We start from the raw sequence: 21,229 nt of genomic DNA, 5'->3' as shown, positions 1-21,229 counted from the left end.
GTAGGAACCCTCTTGAAAGGACAAGGAGGGGTCAGGGGTGGTTGGACCCGGTATAGCAGAACAATTACAACGAAGCTTTTACCTGTAAAGTGGCAGCTACAGAAAGATTCCCCTCTCGGGAGGGGCAGGGGTAGGTATAATCTATAGGAACCCAAACTGCAAAATCTACAACGCTATACCTAAGCACCGATAGAAGCCGGGAAGTCCCTCTTCGAAGGGGGCAGGTGGATGACGATCGTGAACAGAAAATCGAAGCGATGACTTCTATACCTATAAGTTGCCAGCAGCTAATTACTGTCTTGCGCGGGGAGGTCCACCACCAATGCTCCCTGCTCCGTCACATCATAAAACGCTATACCTGCTTCGGCGAGTTGAGGCTTGAGACGCTGCAGGTACCAGGAAGCGTTAGAGGCGTCGAGTACCAGTTGTTTGAACCGGAAGGGCTGAAGCTCTTCGGGCTTTACGCGCACGTTCTGTGTGAGTAGTAGGTAATCGATTTCAAAATCGGGCAGCGGTTGCACTTTGATTGGTTTTGAAACCACCAGTACCCGTTTGCCTTGCCACACGACCAAGCTGTTGCTGTCGGGTAGCAGCGTATGGCTTATACCTGGGACCGTTGCATCGGTAAAGGTATGCTGTGCCGCCTCCGGTACGCCTTTGTGCCACAGGTAGGGCTGAATGTTGAAGGTATAGTTTTGAGGGGCCAATGGCTGATCGCTTAACACCGCGCCTTGTTGTCCCTGCACAAAGCTGAGGGCAGTAGCGTTGCGCATGTTGTAGACGACCAAAGTGCGCTGATTTCGCTGCGAAATTATTTCCTGTACTTCCTGTACGGCCAGCATGGCAACCACAAGCGTAGCCAGCGCAAAATAGCGGAGCTGTTTATAAGCGAGAAAAAGAATGAGGAAGAGCATCAGCCCATAAAGCAGCCAGGCCTGTGACTGGCTGATGTCGATGCCGTTGATAACAGCCTGCGGCAACTGGTGAACCAACAGGTTAAACTCGTTCATGCCCCAGGTGATGCCAAAATGGATGTAGAACAGCACCGTGCTGAGCAGCGGCACCCAGGAGAAGAACAGGGCGGCTACGCCAGAGTACAGCACAAACGTCGCAGCTGGCACCACCAGCAGATTGGCCAGCCAGAAGTATACCGGGAACTGATGGAAGTAATACAGCCCCAGCGGAAAAGTGGCCAGCTGTGCCGCCAGGGAAGCATTGAAAAGCGCCCAGCCTTTGTCCAGTATCCTGTTGTCGAACTCTAGCAGTCTGTAGAATCTTGGCTGCAGGTATACGATGCCGAGTAGGGCCAGGAAAGAGAGCTGAAAACCTACCTCCAGCAGGAAATAGGGATTGTACCAAAGCAGTGCGAAAGCAGCAATGGCGAGCGTGTTGTAGATGTTGTGCTGCCTCCCGGACACCATCGCCACTGTGATCAGGCTGAACATGAAAGCAGCCCGCAGCACAGAAGGGGAGAGGCCGGTAACGAATGCGTAGAGCCAAAGCACACTTAAGATCACCGCTGCATACACCGCCCGCTGTTTAGCGGTCCGTTTGAAGCCAGCCAGTAGAAAGGCCAGTATTCCATAGATCAACCCGACATGCAGACCCGAAACGGCCAGCACGTGCATGGTGCCGGTCTGGGCATAGGCATCGCGGATGGAGTTGTCCAGCTCGTCTTTTACGCCCAGGATCAAAGCCGAGGAGATACCGTATTCCCGACGTTCAGCTATGGACTCCTTCAGCAGCCCGTCCAATTGGCGGCGCAGGTAGATGCTGAAGTGAAGCACCGGGTTTGGGGGATCAGAGCCAATGCTTTGGAACTGGTGCGGCTGCAGAAAGTGGCGGTGGTGGATCTGTTTGTTCGCCAGAAAAGCGCGGTAGTCGAACTGATTCGGATTGGCGGGAGGGGATACAGGCAGCGGCGCGCCTCTGATTAGCAGGCGGTCGCCATAGCTCACCTCGTATTCGCGGTTGGAATCGTGGGGCACGGAGAGCTGCACTTTGCCTTCGGCGGGCTGCCATTGACCGTTTATCTGCACCTGCTCTACCTGCAGCACCGTGTTCTGGTAGCCGGGTTTCTGCACCACATAATCATCCACCACACCCACATAATAGGCCGGTATACCTGCGAGGTTGCCCAAGTGCAGCGGGCGGTGCGATTCGGTTTGCAGGTGCGTCACCCACATGCCGCCGGCCACAAAGCATAGCAAGCCTGCTATACCTGTGATGGTGTTGGCCTCCAGCGATTTCACCCTGCGCGAAACAAGGTATAGCACCAGGTATAGGGCAATAAAAAAGGCAAAGAGCTCAAGGCTATACCTGAACTCTTTGCCTGTGTACAGGTACACGAGTATACCTGCTATAAAGCTAAGACTAATGCGGACGAAAGGGTAGGGAGCCCACCGTTTCATCAGGCCTTATAGACCATCATGTAGTGCTGTATGTCGCACTCCGTGAACATGTCGCCCTCGGCCACAAAGCCGTGACGCTTGTAGAAGTTAACGGCCGGTAGCTGGGCATTCAGATATACCTTCGTGTCCGCATGGGCTGCCTGCACGTCTTGTAGCACGGCCTGCAGCAGCGCGGCTCCCACCTGCCGGTTACGGTAATCAGCCAGCACGGCAAAGCGCTCCAGCTTTATACCCAGCTCCGTCTGGCGCCAGCGGGCGGCTCCGCAAGGGACACCCTCGCAGGTAGCCAGGTAGTGGCGGGCCGTTGACTCAAACTCATCGTGTTCCGCCTCGCGGGGCACCTGCTGCTCTTCTACAAAAACCTGTTCACGTATGTTGAACGCGGCAGATCGATCCTGCTCACGTTCAGCACGTATCACTTCAATCATCTCCTGTTATCCGGTCAGCTGCTATACCTTTTTTTTGCGGCCGTTTACGGCCACAGGCTTGCCTTCTTCGGCGGCCTCAGCTTCCAGACGGGCGGCCAGGCGCTCATCGTCGGCTTTGGAATAGGCATCCACGATGTCGCGTACCAAACGGTGGCGCATCACGTCCTCTGGCTGCATTTCAATGAAACCAATGCCTTTCACGTCGCGCAAGGTATGGAGGGCATCCATGAGACCGGAGCGCTGGTGGCGGGGCAGGTCAATCTGCGAGCGGTCGCCGTTGATCATCACCTTGGAAGTAGGGCCCATACGGGTCAAAAACATCTTGATCTGCGCCGGCGTCGTGTTCTGCGCCTCGTCGAGCAGCACGAAGGCGTTGCTCAGGGTACGGCCACGCATATAGGCCAGCGGAGCGATCTCGATGATCTTATTTTCCTGGTAATACTTCAGCTTTTCCATCGGGATCATGTCCTCGAGGGCGTCGTAAATCGGGCGCAGATACGGGTCCACCTTCTCCTTCATGTCACCGGGCAAAAAGCCCAGGTTCTCGCCGGCTTCTACCACCGGGCGGGAGATGATGATCTTGCGCACCTCTTTGTTTTTGAGCGCACGCACGGCCATGGCCACCGAAATATAGGTCTTACCGGTACCGGCAGGCCCCAGCGCAAACACCAGATCGTGGTTCTCCACCAGGTCCACCAGTTTCTTCTGGTTCACCGTCTTGGCTTTGATGATACCACCCTTGCTGCCGTACACAATCACGTCCGGCGACGTCACGATCACATCCTCCTCCGTAAAAGGATCAGGAGAAAGGTATCTATTTACGCTGTTATGCGTAATCTTTCCGAACTTATGATAGTGGTCGATCAGCGAAGAAAGGATCTCGTGAATTTTGGTTATCTCGGGCGTCTGCCCCTGAATTTTGATTTCGTTGCCTCTGGAAATGATCTTGCTGCTCGGAAATGCGGCTGCAAGCTGTTTGATATTCTGATTCTCTGTCCCCAGAAAATCGATAAGAGAGATGTTCTCTAACGTTATTGTTTTCTCTACCAAATGTTTAAGCTTAATATAGTACGTTGGTAATATATTCTGTAAATTAGCTAAAATTGTTACACAATGATGACAAATCTACACAAATTATAGTTCGCTCTATGGCTGTAATTACATTCACCTCCGACTTTGGTTACACCGACCATTATGCGGCGGCCGTGAAGGCTGCCATGCTGTCGCTGCAGCCTCAGGCCCAGATTGTGGACATTTCGCATGGCATCGAGCCGTTTAACATCCCGCAGGCGGAGTACGTGATCGGGTCTGTTTTCCGGGAATTTCCGGAAGGCACCGTCCACCTGATCGCAGTGGACACGCACGGTTGTAAACAGGGCAAATATCATGCTGCAAAATACAAAGGGCACTACTTTTTGCTGGCCGACAACGGTTTGCTCTCCCTCCTGACCGAGGGGCAGGCCGAAATTGTGGTGGAGCTGCAGACCGACGAAGATGTACTGCCCTTCCCGGCCAAGGAACTGCTGGCGCCTGCTGCGCTCTTCCTGGCAAAGGGCGGCGACATTGATGTGCTGGGCGAGCGCACCACCAGCTTCAAACAGCTGCTGAACCGCCAGTTGCGCCTCAACGACCACTCCATAACAGGACACGTCATCCACGTGGACCGCTACGGCAACCTGATCACCAACATCACCAAGGACAGTGTGGATACCATTGCCCACGGCCGCACCTATACCGTGCACTTTGGCCGCGAAACGGTCGGGCGCATCCACCAAAACTATACCCAGGTGGAGGACGGCGACTGCTGCTGCCTCTACAACCACCTCGGCCAGCTCTGCATCGGCATCAACAAGGGCCACGCCTCCGAGCTCCTCGGCCTCGGCTTCGACTCGCAGGTAGACGTGCGGTTTTATCCAGGAGGTTAATTTGGAGATTTGAAAATTTGAAGATTTGAAAATGATGTTTTAATGAATTTAATCGGTGGATATGATCATCTCAAATTGAGTTCTACTTATATCCTTCACATTATTTAGCATCTTTACATTTCCAAATCTTCAAATTTCCAAATCAAAAAATATGCTCATCCGCATCGTACGCATGACTTTTCAGTCGGACAAGACAGAAGACTTCCTGGAGATTTTCCGCAACTCGAAAGATAAGATTAGGGCCTTTGAAGGCTGCAATCATGTAGAGTTGTTGCAGGACCTGAATCACCCGAACATCTACAGCACCTACAGCCTATGGGACTCCGAGGAGCACCTCAACAACTACCGCGACTCCGAACTGTTTGGGCAGGTATGGAAGGCCACCAAGGCGCTTTTTGCCGACAAACCGCAGGCCTGGTCGCACCGTTCAGTTGCTATTTGATCAGTAAACAGGCATCTCAGTCAACAATTAGCAATAGTCAGTTACAAGGTATAGCGCAACAATTAACAATCAGCAATCAACAATTACTGTACTTTTGCAACGTATACCGTTTATCTGGATGATACCTGTTTATTGTTTACTGAAAACTGTTAACTGTCAAAAATGAATTACTTCGAGTTTTACCATATACCTGAAAGTTTTTTGCCGGACGAGAAAGCGATCAAAGCCCGTTACTACGAGCTGAGCCGCGAGTACCACCCCGATTTTTACGCCAACGAGGACCTGGGCACGCAGCAGAAGATTCTGGAGCTCTCTACGCTGAACACCAACGCTTACCGTACCCTGAGCGATACGGACCTGCGCATGCAGTACATCCTGCAGCAGCATGGCCTGTTAGAAGAGGGTGGCAAAAACGAGATTCCCGGCGATTTCCTGATGGAGATGATGGAGATCAACGAGGAACTGATGGAGCTGGAGTTTGACTTCGACGCGGCCAAACTGCACGAGATAGGGGAGAAGAGCACGGGCGCGATGGCTCAGCTGGAAAATGATATTCTGCCTGTGTTGCAGCGATACCCTGAGCTTCATGGAGTTACCAAAGAAGAGGCCCTGCAGGAGGTGAAAACCTACTATTTGAAGAAAAAATATTTGTTGCGTATTCAGGAAACTTTATCTAAGTTTGCAACCCGTTCCTGATGGCAGATCAGGAACAAAGTTCGGCTCCGGCCCAGGGTGCTATACCTGAAACCAGAGAGAACAAAATGCCTTGGTGGCGGAATTGGTAGACGCGTTGGTCTCAAACACCAATGAGGTTACACTCGTGCCGGTTCGACTCCGGCCCAAGGTACAAAAGCCCTGCAGATGTAAGTCTGCAGGGCTTTTTTGTTTACAACTGATATATTATATCGCTTGCGGCTCGACCACTTTCTCAAACCTCAGCATAGAGTTAATCAGCTGTTCTGAATAATCATAGATATTATCGAGAGACCAAATTTCTACTTTTGCTTCTTTCCCAGCCTCATCAGTCCAGGTTAAATACTTTTTGGAGGCATTTAGGTGCAGCCGGCAAATTGTTTTACGAATGTTATCGTCAAGTAAAATATTGAGGTAACGTTGGGTGTCGCGATAGTAAATTCTATTAACATCAACTTTAGTTCTAAGAATGGATTTGATTATAAAGAACCCTTCTCGCTCCAGATCTGTAAATTCAACCCCGTTATCTTTAACGGGAGGTGTGTTGACCTGTTGACTTGGCTCCTCTTTGGATTCTACTTTAGTTGAGTTAGCTTCATTGGATAGAGCTGATTTTAATCTATCGCTGATAAGTTCGCTTACATATTGTTGAAGGGATTTCTTAACCATAGGTGTGAACTGTTCCATCACTTTTGAAGTCACCATTCCTGTGTGAATCTGCTTGGCGAAGTACCTAACAAACCCCTCCGTAGGATTGCTGAATTCTGCCCCAACTATTTTCTTGATCTCGCGGGTATATTTGAGCTCCGTCGCTGCGTTTACAATTTGATCTACATCAAAAGCATTCTTCTGGTATTTCTTTAATTCATGAACGGCAGCTTCATTCATGTCGGTAATATTGAACTCCCAGAATGGTCTGTTATCCATTTTGTTTGCTTCCTCTAAGTCAGTGTAGAAGCGGTAAATTATGCCATTTGTGAGGATACCAAAACGTGTACTGCACACATGGAAATATCGATGGAGTTGGGAGTTGTGTACATTAAGCTCTTCCTTCCAATGCTTGCACTCAACGATAATAATAGGCTGTCCGTCTTTTTGGATACAATAATCTACTTTCTCGCCTTTCTTTATACCAAGGTCAGCAACAAATTCAGGTATAACTTCCAGTGGGTTAAACACATCGTAACCAAGTGCTGCAATAAACGGCATTACAAAAGCATTTTTTGTTGCTTCCTCAGTTTGAATAGTGTCTTTCATACGGCTCACTTTCTCACCGAGAGCCTTGATTACGTCAATAAAGTCCATGATCAGTTTGTTTAAAAGCCCAAAAAAATTTAATTTATTATTAAATATATTAATTTATAATAATATAAAATAATTTATATTCAATTTTATTTAAATATTTTTATAAAATGCTTTTCTTTAAGATGTGTATATCTTAATTAATTGACGGCTGGCTTTCCGGTATCTATACCTTTCGTATGAGATTCTCTGAATCAAGGACTAAAGAGTGTTTTCATGCTTTCTTGTTCGGGATGAGGAAAGTTGGCACTTAGAGAATATTACGTTAGGACCTGATCAAATTAGAACTGATTAAACTCACGTCTCTTAACGCCATCTGCTCCATTTTACCACAACAATATGGTAGTAACAGCCTAACCCACTACTACCACTTCACCTCAAAGTAATATTCACTGTCAAAAGTGGCGTAATGGCTGGCTATGTCCTGCTCATCAGGAAGCAGCAGGAAACTACGCATGGTTGCATACCCTTGCGAGTGCAGGATGGAGCCTTTGTTCAGCCTCGAGGCCGTGAAAAAAAACGTCCCCGAATACTTTCCTAAGCTATACCTGCTGTTTCATGCTATCCATTGTTTAGTATACTCCCTTCAGTGTGCATTTTACTTACCCGAGGAGCAGCGGTGTAACCAGGTTCTGGCATCGTCCTCATTGTTAAACATTTTTACCTCGAACGCACTGATCTTGGAGTAGAAGCTGGAGGCAGTTGACTCAGCAAAGGATTCAGGCGTGGCGATAAGGGCAAAAAACCGAATGCCTGCTGCTGCTGCCTGAGGCGCCCATTCATTCAGTACCCAATCAAGTGAATGGTCCCAGCTCCCCACTACCTGCCTTGTGTCGTTCAGCACACAGTTAAATCCAGCCTCCTTTACTGTTTTGGCGTAGGCCAGGGCGCCGGTCTTGATATTGTCCTGCGTCAGATAGCCGGCCCAATCTGTGTGTACCCACCTGTTGTCGAGGTCTGGGCTAATGGTGAGGAACACTTTCCCGAACGCATTTTTAAGTTCTTGCTTCATGGATGGAAGTGGTTCATGCTTTAATGATAACAAATATAAGATTAACCTGAAAAATCAGCACAGCTTGCCGGATAATTACTACATCTTCTTTTAGAGAATGGCTATCTGTTCCTTGATTTCAGCCAGGTATTTTGCGCTGCCAGCCTGCGCGCAATTCCGTCAGCCCTCCGGCTGTAAATGCTCGAAGTATCTGCATTTGCTTGAAACTGACATAAATTACGAATTTAAGTTCACAGCGTTTGTCTGCGCCGGAGCTATACCTGCCGGCAAATTTCCTTTCCTGATTTCCAGAATCAGCCTAACCTAGTGCTGCTTCATAAAGTACAAGGAGATTCAAAAGCTAAACAATGAACGAGAAAGAGTTAAGGGAGAGCCTGAGTACCAACTTCATAAACCAGGTAAAGGACTACGCCATCTTCGCCATGGACCCAAAAGGCATGATCGTGACCTGGAACATGGGAGCAGAGCGGCTGAAGGGCTATTGTGAAGAAGAAGTGGTTGGCCATTACTACGGCATGCTCTTTCCGGAAACATACCGGCAGGCAGGCAAACCGGAAGAGGAGATAGAGCTGGCGCTGAAGAACGGCGTTTACGAGGCCCACGACTGGCGCAGACGCAAAGACGGCTCGCATTTTTGGGCTGATGTGGTTTTAACCCCGATCTACGCTGGCGATGGCGAGCACATCGGCTTCACGAAAGTGACCGGAGACATTACCAGGCAAAAGGAAATGCAGGACGAACTGGCGAAACGCCACGATGCTTTGAAGGATAAGAACCAGGAGCTTCAAAGAATAAACCTGGACCTGGACAACTTTGTCTACACGGCTTCCCACGACCTGCGCTCTCCGATCACCAACATCGAGGGCCTTGTTAAGTATGTAAAGGACGATTTGTCGGATGCAGGCTGCCTCAGTTCTGAGACAGAGTTCATGCTGGAGCGGGTGATGCTTTCCGTAGACAGGTTCAAGCGCACCATTGAAGACCTGACGGAGGTGAGCAAACTGCAGAAGAATGCGGTTGAACTGCTTTCGGAGGAAATTATAAACATCGAAACCGTTTACCAGGATATCATAGAGGATTTGGGTGACCCCTCCGATCAGCCAGGGATCTTTATCAAAACTGAATTCCAGGTGCATCAGTTGAAGTTCTCCCGCAAGAACTTCCGGAGCATTCTGTACAACCTACTCAGCAACGCGATCAAATACAGGTCACCTCACCGCGATTGCATCATACAGGTTGATACCTGTTTGGAGGACAACGCGGTGGTGCTGAAAGTGAAAGATAATGGCTTGGGCATGAGCAAAAAGCAGCTGCGCAAGTTGTTTACTATGTTTCAGCGTTTCCACGACCATGTAGACGGTACAGGTATAGGACTCTTCATGGTGAAGCGCATCATAGACAATGCCGGAGGCAGTATTGAGGTGCGAAGCGAGGAAGGTGTAGGCTCTGAGTTCAGGGTATACTTCGCGGCGGAACTTTAGACGTTGCCGCACCTTCTCCACACAGAATAGGAGCAGCAGTTCCCGTTGTCACCTTTTGAATTAATTAAGCCTCAGTAAGCCGTTTTTCGGGCCAGCCCATTGTGGTACTGCATGATTGCCAACTTACTATGTTATGGGGTGTTTTTTGTTTCTATATTTTTCAAAGAAGAAAAGCGAAGCGATTGATTCTCAATTTTTAGGAAAATGGCGGGAGCGTGTGAAGAGGCAGATAGAGCCGTTTTCGTGTTAAAACATCATTATGGTATGTTTTTTAGTTTGAGAGGGTAATGTTTAAGTATTAATACTTATGGATTAATGCTTTATGATGGGGAAGAAGCGCTGGATTTGTTATATTATAATTTTCTAATGTTCAAAGTATATAGCTAACAATCTATATATCAAGTTCATAAATTTGCTGGTATAACACAGGAATTTTATCCGAAAAGTTCTACCAACCTAGTTCATTTATGAAACCCAGCACTGCTTTTTCCAGCTCGCAAAGGAGCGGTACAGGCTATGACGTTTTCAAATCTTATTTGAAAAGACTGTCATGGCTTTTGTTCTTTTTAGGGGGGCTCTCTCTGGCACAAGTTGCCCATGCCCAAACCCAGTACACCCACGATTTTTCCACTCCTGCAGCCCTAAGTGGTAAAACACAAGATTGGCCATGGAATATCACTGCCACCATTAGCATTGGAGGAGTAGACTATGAGCTAAGCCAAGGTGGAAACAGTAGCTGGGAAAACAGGGGCAGTGGTGGGGCAAATGGCAGTGCCAGCCTGTATTACAATACGGCGGCAGATAGCTATGTCACCATCGAACGCAAAGACAACCAGAATTTCAAATTTTATGGACTTTGGCTGAGTTACGATTGCTTCAGCGATGGGGTATCTTATAAACCACCTCACCTGACAGTGACATACTCAGGAAGCAACCTGCCGCAGGAGATTTTTAATGATCGAAACCGACAGGGGCTGGTGCTTTCAAAAGATGTGGAGGTTAGCTCAGTAACATTCTACTTTTCAGGGCTCCATACCTTAAACCTCGACAACCTGGTAGTAGGTCCTGTCGGAACTGCCTTATCCAGTAATGCCAATCTCTCCAACCTGACTCTCTCAGGCACTACCTTGTCACCGGCATTCAATGCCAATACGCTTAGCTATACGGCAAGTGTAGCCAATGCTGTAACATCGGTTACAGTTACCCCCACCAAGTCAGATGCCAATGCGACTGTGAGTGTCAACGGAGCAGTGCTGAATGGTGGCGCTACCTCCAGAACAATAAATCTGAATGTAGGGGCAAACACCATTACTACTGTTGTCACTGCCCAAAACGGAAGCACTAAAACCTATACAGTTGCCATAACACGGGCTGCTGCACCATCGGCTCCCCCTGTGGCTGGGTATGTCAATGCGCTTCAGTTCGATGGTGTAAACGATTATGTAGAGATTCCGTCCCAACCTTCCAACCAGTTCAGTTCTGAAACAGAGTTTACTGTTTCGCTTTGGTTCAAGGCAAACAGTATGAACAGAGCCGGTCTTTTTAACAGACCCTCAGGTGGTGGCGATATGCAGTTCTGGCTGACGGCAGAAAACGGTATTTTCATCTACGGAATCGATAAACATGGCACTGGCTGGACCTGGCTCGGTACTGGAACGGCTTATAAACTGGGAGAGTGGGTACAGGTAACTACTGTAAGGCGCAACGTTAATGGTGAGCGCCGCATGGAAATCTATGCCAACGGCGTATTAGTTGGCTCAGATAGAGTAAACTTTACATCATCAGCATCCAGTGCACCCATACGCATTGGTACTGTGATAAATGCAGACGGTGGCTTTGCCAACGGTCAGATAGACAACGTATCGTTCTGGCAAAAGGCGCTGACTGCACAAGAAATCAAAACACTTGGCGCCACTACCCTGAACGGCAACGAAGCGGGGCTGGCAGGTTACTGGCGCTTCGACGAGACATCAGGCACTATCGCGTACGATGCAACTGCAAACGCAAACCATGGCACACTCAAAAACATGGATTTGGCAACTGCCCGAGTGGCATCAACTGCCGGTGATTTTATCACCAAAAAGAACGTAGCCTACGCTGGTAAACTGACAGGTAGCGACCCCGAGGGTAAGCCATTGAGTTATAGCCTGGTTACTGGGCCATCCAAAGGCACGCTCGTACTCAATGCCAACGGAACCTTCACCTATACACCCAATACCAATGCGGTTGGCGCTGACAATTTCTCTTACAGGGTCAGCAACGGAACAACCGTCTCCAATACAGCTATTGTCAATGTAACGATCGTTGAGCTGGCCGCCCCTTCAGTGCCGGACCTGCTAAGCTCCAGCGATACCGGTATCAGCAACAACGATAACATCACGAGCGATAACACGCCAACTTTTTCCGGAACGGCGACGGCTGGTTATACCGTCACCCTGTATTCCGGTGGTAGTGTGGTTGGTACTACCACTGCTGATGGCGCTGGTAATTGGTCAATTACAACTACTACCCTGGCAGATGGGGCCCATATCATGACAGCAAAAGCGGTGGATGGGACAGGAAGTCAAAGCCCTGCTTCAGCCGCCTTAACTGTAACGATTGATACAACGGCCCCTAACACGACCATAACCGGTAGCCCGGCTGCTGTTACAAACGCCACGAGCGCCACCTTTACCTTCACAAGCAACGAAACTAGCATTACCTTCCAGGCAAGCGTGAATGGCAGTTCGTTTATCACCGCCAGTGCATCGCTTACGTTGACAGGATTAAGCGGAGGCACGCACAACGTGCTGATCCGGGCCATGGATGCAGCCGGAAATGTGGATCCTACTCCCGCCTCCTATACCTGGACGGTAGACGCGACGGCTCCAGCCGTAACGGGTATCACCCGCCACAACCCGACAACCGAAACTACCAGCGCCAACACTGTTACCTTCCTGGTTTCCTTCAGCGAGTCTGTCACGGGCTTAGGGGCAGGTGATTTCACCCTGACAGGTACAGGAACGGCAACAGGAATCTTAACAAGTGTAAGCGGCTCGGGAGAGCGATACCAGGTAACTGTCTCCGACATAAGCGGGAGCGGCACCCTGCGTCTGGATATGAATGCAAGCGGGACCGGCATTACGGATATGGTTGGGAACGGGCTCAGCGGAGGCTATACTGCTGGCCAGACTTATACAATAGATACTACCAGCCCGGTTATCACCTCCGTTTCTGTACCTGCCAATGCCACCTACAGCGCAGGTCAGCACCTGGATTTTACGATCAACTTCAGTGAAGCCGTGGTAGTAAATACACAGAACGGAACTCCAGCACTTGGCCTTACCGTAGGCGCTACCTCTCGCCAGGCGGTTTATGTGAGCGGCTCCGGTTCGACAGCGCTGAGTTTCCGCTATACCGTGCAGCCAGGCGAGCAAGATACAGATGGCATCACACTGTCGGCTGCCATTGCACTGAACAGCGGAACAATAACTGACGCGCTCGGCAATGCAGCTGTCTTGTCGCTGAACGGGGTGGCCTCAACAGCCGGTGTTTTAGTAGATGCCGTTGCGCCGACCATTACGTCTATCACCCTTCCAAACGACGGTGTTTATAACCTGGAGCGGGAGCGCTACTTGCTGTTTAGTGTAGCGTTTAGCGAAAACATGCAGCGCACGCAGGGCTCATACCTTGAACTTCGGGTGGGAACGCAAATCCGAAAGGCTACTCTGGACTGGGCTTATGAAAACGCTGCTTATTATGCCTATGCGGTGCAGGAAGGTGAGCAGGGGACTGGCCTGGAAGTGCTGGCCCTGAAATCGGACATTTCGACGCCGACCGATGTGCAAGGCAATGCACTGAGCACTGGCTCAACGTTCCCTATATCACGCAGCAATGTGCGTGTGGACGGTATTCGTCCTCTTATCACGGGACTGACGGTGCCAGCGAATAAAATCTACAAGCAGGGCGAGCACCTGGACTTCACAGTGCGCTTCAGTGAGAAAGTAGAACTCCGCGAGGCAGGTCCCATATTCGGCCCGCTGAGCGCCAGGGCTACGAGCGAGCCGGAACTGGAGCTGCCAGAACCACCTGCGGACGGAAATCCTTTTATTCCGCTTAAGATAGGTGAAAAAATAGTGCTGGCCCTGTACAACCAGGGAAGCGGCACTGAGCAGATTTCTTTCCGCTATACCGTGCAGGAGGGAGAACTGGACATGGATGGAATTGAGGTAGCGCCATTGATTATGACGGCGGAAAACCTCATCCCCGGCCCAAGACCGATGGCAGGTAGCACACCGCCTGCTGGAAATTTCACCATCACCGACCTGGCAGGTAACTACGCCGATGATCTGATGTTTGATGAGATGCCTGCTACCACGGGCGTGCTCGTGGATGCCGTTGTTCCAACCCTGCAGTCTGTCAGCATAGCCTCCAACAATAGCAATCCGGCAGTAGCAAAAGTAGGGGGCGTGATCACGTTGCAATTTGTAGCCAGCGAAGCCATTCAGCCAACGGTGCTCATTGCCGGCAATGCGGCAACAGTAGTGAATGTTTCCGGCCTGGAGTACCGCGCGACCTATACCTTAACTGCTGCCAACAGCGAGGGCGTTGTGCCGTTCATCATCAACTACCGGGACCTGGCTGGCAACGCGGGTACTGCTGTCAGCGCTACCACCAACAGCAGCAGCGTTACCTTCGACAAAACAGCGCCGACCGGAACGCTCGCCATCAACGGTGGGGCCACCCATACTGCCTCACCTGAAGTTACATTGAGCATTTCGGCAACCGATGTCCTGACCGGCGTGGCCAGCATGCGTTTCTCCAACGATAACACCACCTGGAGCGCCTGGCAGTCCTTTGCAGCGAGCCAATCCTGGACGCTGCCTGCCGGAAACGGCAACCGCCAGGTATACGCCCAGCTGCGCGACGGTGCCGGCAACATCGGTACGGTGGAGGCGCAGATCATCCTGGACAACGTGCCGCTCACGCTCACGCTCTCCAGCGATGTGCAGGCTGCCACCAACAAGTCATTCGAGGTAACCTTCACATTCAGCAAAGCCGCAACCGGTTTCACGATAGCAGACCTGACAGTGGTGAACGGCACGGCCTCCAACCTGGTGACCGCGGATAACAAGGTATACAAGGCGACCATAACTCCAGCTTTGGAGGGAGAAGTAAGAATAAGCGTGGCAGCCGGTGTGGCAGTTGATGTAGCGGGCAACCTGAATGCTGCCTCCAACACCATCACGACACTGTATGACCATACGCGCCCGGCGCTTACTCTAGCCACCACAGCAGCCAATCCGACCAACGCTCCTTTTGACGTAACCTTTACCTTCTCGGAGGAAGTGAGTGGCTTTGACCTGACGGATATTACTGTTACAAACGGCACAGCCTCCAATCTGGTAGCAACCGACGGCCTGCGCTACAGTGCACGCATTACACCGGCGGCAAATGGCGAAGTAACCGTAAGCGTGGCGACAGATAAAGCGCAGGACGCAGCAGGTAATCAGAACCTGGCCTCCAACGTGCTCAGAATAACCTTCGACACAGACAAGCCTACGCTGTTGCTGACCTCTACAGCACCTGCTGCGGTGAACGCGCCATTCAGCATGCGCTTCGCCTTCAGCAAGGATGTGACCGGTTTCGCTATCGGTGACATTGCCCTTGCCAATGGCGCAGCCGCTGATTTCGTAGTAGTCGATGCCAGAACCTATACCGTGCGGGTTATACCTGCTGCGGAGGGTGAAGTGCGCGTAGCTGTGGCGGCCGATGCAGCCCAGGACGGTGCCGGCAACGGCAGTACCGCCTCCAATATCCTGACCCGACAGTATGATATCACGCGACCAGCTGTGGTTGTCAGCACAAGTGCTTCCGATCCTGTTAACAGCGCCTTCTCTGTTACTTTCGAGTTCAGCGAAGAGGTTTCAGGCTTTGCTGCGAGAGGTATAGCAGTGACCAACGGTACGCTTTCTCAGTTCAGCCAGGTGGACGGCCGACGCTACAGCGCGCTGGTAACGCCTGTGGCAGCCGGTGAAGTGACAGTTCAGGTGCCTGCCAATGCAGCGGCCGACGCGGCTTCGAATGGTACCCTGGCTTCCAACACACTCACACGGGTATACGATGCCGACCGCCCAGCTGTGGTGTTGGCAAGCACTGCCCCGAACCCGATCAACAGGGCCTTCCAGGTGAGCGTTACGTTCACCGAGCCTGTGACAGGGCTTACAGTACAGGATCTAACAGTGGCAAATGCCACACTCTCCGGTCTGACCACAACGGATAACATGCAGTACACCGTAGAGGTAAGCCCGCTGGCAGATGGACTAGTGACGGTTTCGGTGCCGGCTAATGTAGCCCAGGACGCGGCTGGCAATGGCAACACGGCTTCAGCAGCGTTGACCAGAACCTTCAATGCGACCAGACCGACACTGGCCCTTTCAACTAAAGCGACCAGCCCGACTAATGCTGCTTTTGAGGTAACCTTCACCTTTAGCAAGGAAGTGAGCGGTTTTGAAGTAGCAGACATTGCAGTAAGCAACGGTGCGGCGGCTGCCTTCACGCAGGTTTCTGCGCAGGTATACACCGCACGCATCACACCAACTGCTGAAGGAGAAGTGATCGTCAGCGTGATGGAGAATGTGGCCCGCGATGCGGCCGGTAACGGCAATACAGCAGCCACAGCCTTGAAACTGAACATTGACAAAACACAACCAACCGTGGTACTGGCTTCCAGCGCACCTGAGAAGCTGAACACTGCCTTCGAGGTAACTGTCACCTTCAGCGAAACGGTAATAGGCTTCACAGCTGCTGATGTAACGGTTGTAAACGGTACGGTGACAAACTTTGAAGTGAAAGGTGACAAGGAATATGCCTTGCAGATCACACCGCAAGCGAACGGGGAAGTGCGCGTATCTATTGCTGCCGGTGTGGCGCAGGATGCAGCCGGTAACCTGAACCTGGCCTCCGAACAGATCACCCGGCTCTACGACACTACCAGGCCAGCCGTGACGGTGGCAACAGCGGTGACGAGCCCTGTCAATACCGCCTTTACCGTGCGCTTCACCTTCTCGGAGTCTGTGGAAAGCTTTGAGCTGAACAACATCACGGTAGCGAACGGAAGCGTTTCTAATCTGATTAAAGAAAGCGCTACGGTATACACGGCTCTTGTTACTCCAGGTGCAAATGGTGTGGTGACAGTTTCCGTGGCTGAGAACGTGACGCAGGATGCGTTTGGTAACGGCAATCTGGCATCTAACCAACTGCAGATAGGCTACGATGTGAGCCAGCCAGTGCTGGTACTGTCCACGACGGCGGCTGAAGTGGTGAAGGCCCCATTTGTGATGACCTTTACCTTCAGCAAAGCCGTGACAGGATTTGAGTTGCAGGATATCGCCGTTACGAATGGCGCTGCTTCTGCCTTCACGCAAGTGTCTGCGCAGGTATACACTGCCCTGGTAACACCACAGGCGGACGGCGAAGTAGGTATAGCCGTGGCGGCTGACGTAGCCCGTGACGCTGCCGGAAACGGTAACCTGAAGGCTGATGCACTAACCAGAATATACGACGCTACGAAGCCAACCCTGGTACTGAGCACTGAAGCTAATAGCCCGATTAATGCTGCCTTCGAAGTCGTGTTTACCTTTAGCGAGACGGTGTCCGGTTTCGCCCTGGCAGACATCGCGGTAGCTGGAGGAACTGTGTCGAACTTGACAGCTACTGCAGCTGGCAAGGTATACACTGCCACCATCACGCCATCTGCTGAAGGAGAAGTAACTATAAGCGTTGCTGCGGATGTGGCAGAAGACAACGCCGGCAACGGCAATACGGCTTCCAACACGCTGCGCCTGCAGTATGACAAAACCCGACCGGCAGTCACGCTGGCCACCACGGCTCCGGCCCTGACCAATGCCGCTATACCTGTGACGATCACATTCAGCGAGCCGGTAACAGGTTTTGCTTTGGCAGATTTCACCATCACCAACGGCACAGCTGCTGACCTGACCAAAGTAAGTGAGACCAAGTATAGCGTTCTGGTAACGCCAACCCTTGACGGAGAAGTAAGCATCGCGATCGCCGAGAACAAGGTTGCGGACGCGGCTACGAACGGCAACACAGCTTCCAACGTGCTCTCCCTGACTTATGACGGCACGGCTCCTGCCGGCTACGCCGTAGCCTGGAGCGCTGCCCGCGTGGATGTGTCGAACCTTGAGGCGATCACGCTGCTGCTCACCGGAGCCGAACCGGGCACCGCCTATACCTACCGCATCACAAGCGGCGAAGAAAGCACCGAAGTGACCGGCACGGGAGAGGTGACAGGGGAGCGTGTCAGCATCGCAAACCTTGACCTGGAGAAACTGAAGGATGGCACGCTGACGGTGCAGCTATATCTGACGGACAAGGCCGGAAATAAAGGAGCGGAAGTAACGGCGCAGGTAGTGAAGATTACCCGCAACATCGCTTCCGTAACAGAGCCAGCCATGATCCAGGTTCCGATCCGCACAAAGTTTGAGCAGATTCAACTGCCAGCCACTGTCGCGGTAACCTACTCGACCGGCGAGACAGCACAAGTGAAAGTACGCTGGGAAGCCGGCAACTACGACGGCACCAAGGCCGGACCTTATGTGCTGACCGGTATACTGGAGCTGGCTGAGATGACGACCAACCTGGACAATCTGACGGCCAAAGTAACTGTGGAAGTGCAGCCGAACAAAGTGCCGACCGCACTTGCCTTCAGCGCCACCACTTTCAAACCAGATGCTACGGCAGCAGAGGTGATCGGTACGCTGACTACCACTGACCCGGACGACACCGAGTTTGTCTATACCTTGGTAAGCGGCGAGGGTGATGCCCACAACGCACTTTTCGAGATTCGGGACGACCAGGTATACCTGAAGTCGAACAACGGCCTCTCAGGTATGACTTCCTTCACCATCCGCGTGCGCAGCACCGACCCATACCTGAACACGATCGAGCGTGCCTTCACCCTGACCAAGCAGGCATACGACCGCACCGTGGACCAGCTCAAGATCGTCAACGCCTTCTCTCCGAACGGCGACGGCATCAACGATAACTGGACCATCCCGGAGCTCCGCTTCTACAACGAGGTCTACATTCAGGTGTTCGACCGCTCCGGTGTGCGCGTGTTTGAGACGAATGATCCGGAGAAGGGCTGGGACGGACGAGGCCCGAACGGACAGATCCTGAAAGGTGCCTTCCTCTTCACGGTGGAGGTGAAGGACATCAACTGGGTGAAAAGAGGTGTGGTGACAATCCTTAGCAAGTAATCAAATGAAAAAGTTAATCTTATCTATACTATTAGTTGCTTCTGTTCTGGGTGCCAATGCCCAGAACAGAAAGCACATTGCCAACTTTCAGCTGTTTCAGCAATACTACAACCCCTCACTGACCGGTTACGAGGGCTCCATGCTCAAGGGCTTCCACCGCAACCAGTGGACGGGCTTTGAGGGAGCTCCGCGCACCTACTTTGCCTCCGCCGAGCTGGACCTGGCCGACGTGTCTGCCTGGAAGAAGAGCGATCTGCTCCGCACCCGGCAGGATGATTTCTACAGCCGCCAGGCGGGTGCCAAGCATGCCTTTGGAGTAGCGGTGTTGCAGGATGAGTTCGGGCCTTTTTCCGAAAGCCAGGTGCAGTTGAGCTATGCCTCGCGTGTGCGTCTTTCTGAGAGGCTGAGCCTGCGTTGGGGCGGTGCTGTCGTGTACAATGCCCAGCGCCTCGATGGTAACAAGCTCACGGTGGATAACGAAAGCGATCCGGAGTTTCAGGGGGTACTGGGCCAACGCTTGCGCCAGGGCAAACTCGACCTGAACCTGGGCTGGACACTCACTGCCGATAACTTCTACATTGGGTATGCGATGCAGGACGTGACCAAAGGAGGCATTGTGTCGGGTGGAGACGAGTTTTTACAGGACCTCTATACCCGCAAGCACCTCGTGCAGGCCGGCTACCGCACGGCGATCTCTGATGAATTTGGTCTGGTAGCCAATGCCATGCTACAGTACGACAACAAGCTGAAGGAAAGCACTGAGCTACAACTCAAGGCCATTTACCAGAATATGTTTTGGCTGGGAGGCAGCTACCGGCAGGACCTGGCCTGGAGCGCCACGGCAGGCATTCGCCTGGATCAGTTCCGCATCGGCTATGCCTATGAGATTCCGATTCAGAACGCCCGGCACGTGAGCAGGAGCACGAATGAGATCTCCCTCACCTATAACCTGATCCCGGTGAAATACCCGAAGTACGGCAGACAAGTAACCATCTGGTAAAGCGAAGCGAACATGAAGAAGATTGTATACACCATCGGATTGATTTTAGGGACCCTGACCGTAGGACAGGCCCAGACAAAACTTCAGGAGACGAACGCTGAAATGGCCGGCGTGGCGCTGGTAGGAGAGGACTTGCTGCTCGTCACCAAAAAAGAGGACGGCGGTCAGTACCTCTATACCGCCCAACTTGGCGAGACGGAGACCACAGAGCGGGCCACTGCCCTGAACGCTGGCCACATCAACGCTGTAGTGGGTGGCAACCTGTCGGCGGGCGAAGTGTTCGTCTACCACAAGTCGGGCAGGAGAGATGAGCGGATCACGAAGTATACCTGGACAAACGGCGAGTTTGTAAAAGGTGAGGAAATTCCTGTACCCCACATGCGCAACCACTCCTACAACCTGGGCCTATACCTGACAGAAGACCAACGCCGACTTTTTATTGCCGCCGAACTGGCAGGATCGCAGGGCTATGACGACTTATACCTGAGCGAGTGGAATGGCAAGTCCTGGTCGCGCCCGCGCAATCTGGGCAAGCAGGTGAACTCCAACCAGGCGGAGTTCGCTCCTTTCGTGCGCCAAGACTCCCTGTATTTCTCCCGCCAGGAGGGGGAGACAGCCTACATCTACGGGGCCGCTTTGCGTGATGGACAGCCGGGGGCAGCCGTGCGGTTGACTGGTGTGGTGAACGAAAAAGAGAACTACAATGCCTACTTCAGGAAAAGCGGTGACCATACCTTATGGGTCACCGGCACTGCCAAGGAGCAGCCGCGCTATGTTGCCTACCTGCTGGGCGATTTGCCTGCTGTAGCAGTCGCAGCGCCTGTTGATGAACCTGTTTCAGCACCAGAGGTAGAAGAGGTGCCGCAGCAGATCGCGCTGGAAGAGGCTACTTCAGGTGAGTCCAAAGTTGTTGCTGAAGAGCCTGTCAAAGCCAAAGCCACGCGGGCCGCGAGCCCATCATTGGTACTATATAACGAATTCAACCGCGTGCACCTGAGTCTGAGTGAACTGGCCGGTTTGTCGCGCTTCCTGCGTCAGCAGCCGGACGGGACTAGTTTTGTCATCAAAGGCTATTCGGACGGCTACGGGGAGCCTGCGGCAAAGCAGCGGGTGAGTGAGCAGCGTGCCCAGAGTGTGAAAGAGTACATTCAGCGTTACTTTGGAGCCAAGAATTTCCAGGTAGAGATAGAGGGGGAAGTACTGCCGGGCAAGGGCAAAGCGCACCGCAAGACGGAGCTATACCTGCTGCAATAGCACTTCATTATTTTCTCT

12 protein-coding genes and 1 tRNA gene are annotated in these 21,229 nt (G+C 52.0%); 8 read left to right on the top strand and 5 right to left on the bottom strand.

The window, feature by feature from the left end; genetic code table 11:
• Window positions 1-287: 287 nt before the first annotated feature.
• The 3 genes from B0B12_RS15345 to B0B12_RS15335 are packed head-to-tail and all read right to left on the bottom strand — an operon-like array spanning window position 288 to window position 3,889.
• Window positions 288-2,411, bottom strand: coding sequence for a ComEC/Rec2 family competence protein (locus tag B0B12_RS15345; protein WP_170871885.1), 2,124 nt, complete (start codon window positions 2,409-2,411; stop codon window positions 288-290).
• Entirely contained in the window at window positions 2,411-2,839 is a 429-nt protein-coding gene (locus B0B12_RS15340) for a GNAT family N-acetyltransferase (protein WP_076670681.1), read from the bottom strand. Before B0B12_RS15340 ends, B0B12_RS15345 begins: the two co-directional genes overlap by 1 nt.
• Before the next feature lie 21 nt (window positions 2,840-2,860).
• Window positions 2,861-3,889 carry a PhoH family protein gene (locus B0B12_RS15335; RefSeq protein WP_076670679.1) on the bottom strand — a complete coding sequence of 343 codons (1,029 nt, stop codon included), beginning with the start codon at window positions 3,887-3,889 and terminating at the stop codon, window positions 2,861-2,863.
• 98 nt (window positions 3,890-3,987) lie between these two features.
• On the opposite strand from B0B12_RS15335, the gene B0B12_RS15330 reads away from it, so the two are divergent.
• From B0B12_RS15330 to B0B12_RS15315, 4 genes are all read left to right on the top strand, one after another.
• The gene (locus B0B12_RS15330; RefSeq protein ID WP_076670678.1) at window positions 3,988-4,764 is read left to right on the top strand and encodes an SAM hydrolase/SAM-dependent halogenase family protein; all 777 of its coding nucleotides are present in this window, start codon (window positions 3,988-3,990) and stop codon (window positions 4,762-4,764) included.
• 151 nt (window positions 4,765-4,915) lie between these two features.
• A complete protein-coding gene (locus tag B0B12_RS15325; protein WP_076670676.1) occupies window positions 4,916-5,206 on the top strand; it encodes a putative quinol monooxygenase in 291 nt (96 codons plus the stop codon).
• Window positions 5,207-5,368: 162 nt separating this feature from the next.
• The gene (locus B0B12_RS15320) at window positions 5,369-5,902 is read left to right on the top strand and encodes an iron-sulfur cluster co-chaperone HscB C-terminal domain-containing protein (protein ID WP_076670674.1); all 534 of its coding nucleotides are present in this window, start codon (window positions 5,369-5,371) and stop codon (window positions 5,900-5,902) included.
• Window positions 5,903-5,969: 67 nt separating this feature from the next.
• Window positions 5,970-6,053 (top strand) — tRNA-Leu (locus B0B12_RS15315).
• A 53-nt stretch (window positions 6,054-6,106) separates the two neighbouring features.
• Here B0B12_RS15315 and B0B12_RS15310 read toward each other — a convergent pair.
• Window positions 6,107-7,204 (bottom strand): type I restriction endonuclease, encoded by a 1,098-nt coding sequence (locus tag B0B12_RS15310; protein ID WP_076670672.1) that lies wholly within the window; start codon window positions 7,202-7,204, stop codon window positions 6,107-6,109.
• 595 nt (window positions 7,205-7,799) lie between these two features.
• Window positions 7,800-8,213 (bottom strand): STAS/SEC14 domain-containing protein, encoded by a 414-nt coding sequence (locus B0B12_RS15305; protein ID WP_076670670.1) that lies wholly within the window; start codon window positions 8,211-8,213, stop codon window positions 7,800-7,802.
• Window positions 8,214-8,560: 347 nt separating this feature from the next.
• On the opposite strand from B0B12_RS15305, the gene B0B12_RS15300 reads away from it, so the two are divergent.
• From B0B12_RS15300 to B0B12_RS15285, 4 genes are all read left to right on the top strand, one after another.
• A complete protein-coding gene (locus tag B0B12_RS15300) occupies window positions 8,561-9,694 on the top strand; it encodes a sensor histidine kinase (RefSeq protein WP_076670668.1) in 1,134 nt (377 codons plus the stop codon).
• A gap of 914 nt (window positions 9,695-10,608) precedes the next feature.
• Window positions 10,609-18,957, top strand: coding sequence for an Ig-like domain-containing protein (locus B0B12_RS15295; protein ID WP_170871884.1), 8,349 nt, complete (start codon window positions 10,609-10,611; stop codon window positions 18,955-18,957).
• 4 nt (window positions 18,958-18,961) lie between these two features.
• Entirely contained in the window at window positions 18,962-19,957 is a 996-nt protein-coding gene (locus B0B12_RS15290; RefSeq protein WP_076670664.1) for a PorP/SprF family type IX secretion system membrane protein, read from the top strand.
• A 12-nt stretch (window positions 19,958-19,969) separates the two neighbouring features.
• Window positions 19,970-21,211, top strand: coding sequence for an OmpA family protein (locus tag B0B12_RS15285; RefSeq protein ID WP_076670662.1), 1,242 nt, complete (start codon window positions 19,970-19,972; stop codon window positions 21,209-21,211).
• Window positions 21,212-21,229 lie beyond the last annotated feature (18 nt).

Source organism: Pontibacter indicus (genome assembly GCF_900156345.1).
Taxonomy (GTDB): Bacteria; Bacteroidota; Bacteroidia; order Cytophagales; family Hymenobacteraceae; genus Pontibacter; species Pontibacter indicus.
The sequence above is the reverse complement of the archived record's forward strand: the minus strand, read 5'-3'. Positions and strand labels throughout refer to the sequence as shown.

Excerpts from the sequence above, each read along its gene's own strand:
- B0B12_RS15345 (WP_170871885.1), bottom strand. The coding sequence starts at position 2,411 with ATGAAACGGTGGGCTCCCTACCCTTTCGTCCGCATTAGTCTTAGCTTT.
- B0B12_RS15340 (WP_076670681.1), bottom strand. The coding sequence starts at position 2,839 with ATGATTGAAGTGATACGTGCTGAACGTGAGCAGGATCGATCTGCCGCG.
- B0B12_RS15330 (WP_076670678.1), top strand. The coding sequence starts at position 3,988 with ATGGCTGTAATTACATTCACCTCCGACTTTGGTTACACCGACCATTAT.
- B0B12_RS15325 (WP_076670676.1), top strand. The coding sequence starts at position 4,916 with ATGCTCATCCGCATCGTACGCATGACTTTTCAGTCGGACAAGACAGAA.
- B0B12_RS15320 (WP_076670674.1), top strand. The coding sequence starts at position 5,369 with ATGAATTACTTCGAGTTTTACCATATACCTGAAAGTTTTTTGCCGGAC.
- B0B12_RS15310 (WP_076670672.1), bottom strand. The coding sequence starts at position 7,204 with ATGGACTTTATTGACGTAATCAAGGCTCTCGGTGAGAAAGTGAGCCGT.
- B0B12_RS15305 (WP_076670670.1), bottom strand. The coding sequence starts at position 8,213 with ATGAAGCAAGAACTTAAAAATGCGTTCGGGAAAGTGTTCCTCACCATT.
- B0B12_RS15300 (WP_076670668.1), top strand. The coding sequence starts at position 8,561 with ATGAACGAGAAAGAGTTAAGGGAGAGCCTGAGTACCAACTTCATAAAC.
- B0B12_RS15290 (WP_076670664.1), top strand. The coding sequence starts at position 18,962 with ATGAAAAAGTTAATCTTATCTATACTATTAGTTGCTTCTGTTCTGGGT.
- B0B12_RS15285 (WP_076670662.1), top strand. The coding sequence starts at position 19,970 with ATGAAGAAGATTGTATACACCATCGGATTGATTTTAGGGACCCTGACC.